A 1,425-nucleotide genomic window follows, 5' to 3' on the forward strand; every position below is an offset into this window, starting at 1 on the left:
ACCGCCCCGGCCGCCATCGGCCGGCCCAGCAGGAAGCCCTGCACCGCGTCGCAGCCCAGCCGGCGCAGCGCCGCCAGCTGCTCCGGCGTCTCCACCCCCTCGGCCACCACCTTGGCGCCCAGGCCATGCGCCAGCCGCAGGATGGTCTCGACGATGCGGGCGCTGCCATGCTCGGGCGCGGTCAGGTCGCGGACGAAGGCGCGGTCGATCTTCAGCACGTCGAAGGGCAGGCGCTGCAGATAGGCCAGCGAGGAATAGCCGGTGCCGAAATCGTCCAGCGCCACCCGCACCCCCAGGCGGTGCAGCGCCTGCAGCGCCTGCCGCGCCGCCTCGGCATTGCGGATGAACACGCCCTCGGTCAGCTCGATCTCCAGCAGGGCGGGCGGCAGGCCGCTCTCGGCCAGCGCCTCGCGCACCAGCGCCACCGCCTGGTCGGAGGCGAACAGCATGGCCGAGAGATTGACCGCGACCGGCAGGGCGAGCCCCGTCTCGCGCCAGCGCAACGCCTGGCCGCAGGCGGCGCGCAGCACGTAGCGGCCGAGCGTCGCCGCCATGCCCGCCTCCTCCGCCACCGGCACGAACAGGGCGGGCGGGATGGCGCCGCGCGCCGCGTGCTCCCAGCGCAGCAGCGCCTCGCAGCCGACGGGCCGGCCGGTCTGCAGGCAGAATTTCGGCTGGTAGAGCAGGTGCAGCTCCCCCGCCTCCAGGCCGCGGCGCAGCTCCGCCTCCATCTCGCGGCGCTGCTGCAGCGCGGTCTCCATGCCGGGGTCGAACAGCACCGCGCCGCCGCGCCCCTCCGCCTTGGCGCGGTAGAGCGCGACATCGGCGCGCTGCTGCAGCAGCTCGGCATGGCCGCCATGCAGCAGGCCGAGCGCGCTGCCGATGCTGAGGCCGGATTCGATCACGCTGCCATCGATGCGGAACGGCGCCTGCATCACCTTCACCAGCCGCGCCGCCAGGCTGATGGCGTCCTGCGGCCCGCTGACCTCGGCCTGGATCACCGCGAACTCGTCGCCGCCGATGCGCGCCAGCGTGTCGGCGCGGCGCAGGCAGCCGCGGATGCGCTCCACCGCCGCCAGCAGCAGCCGGTCGCCCACCGGGTGGCCGAGCCGGTCATTGACCGTCTTGAACCGGTCGATGTCCAGGCAGTGCAGGGCGAAGCCCGGGCTGTGGCCCTCCCGCGCCTTGGCCAGGGCGGCGTTCAGCCGCAGGCCGAACAGCAGCCGGTTGGGCAGGTCGGTCAGCGGGTCGTGCTCGGCCAGATGGCGCATCCGCTCCTCGGCCGCCTTGCGCTCCGAGATGTCGAGGCCGATGAACACCACCCGCCCGGCGCCGCGCCCGCCGCGCACCGCGACGGCGGTGGAGAGCAGGGTGCGCTCGCGCCCCCCGGCGTCGCGCTGGCTGCGCTCCTGGAAGGGCAGCGGC

At 74.9% G+C, this 1,425-nt stretch carries 1 protein-coding gene; it reads right to left on the reverse strand.

Going from position 1 to position 1,425, the window contains the following annotated elements; genetic code table 11:
• Positions 1-1,425 (reverse strand): putative bifunctional diguanylate cyclase/phosphodiesterase (locus HMPREF0731_RS05960; protein ID WP_007003147.1); only part of this gene is annotated, 1,425 nt, incomplete at both ends.

The organism is Pseudoroseomonas cervicalis ATCC 49957 (assembly GCF_000164635.1).
Taxonomy (GTDB): domain Bacteria; phylum Pseudomonadota; class Alphaproteobacteria; order Acetobacterales; family Acetobacteraceae; genus Pseudoroseomonas; species Pseudoroseomonas cervicalis.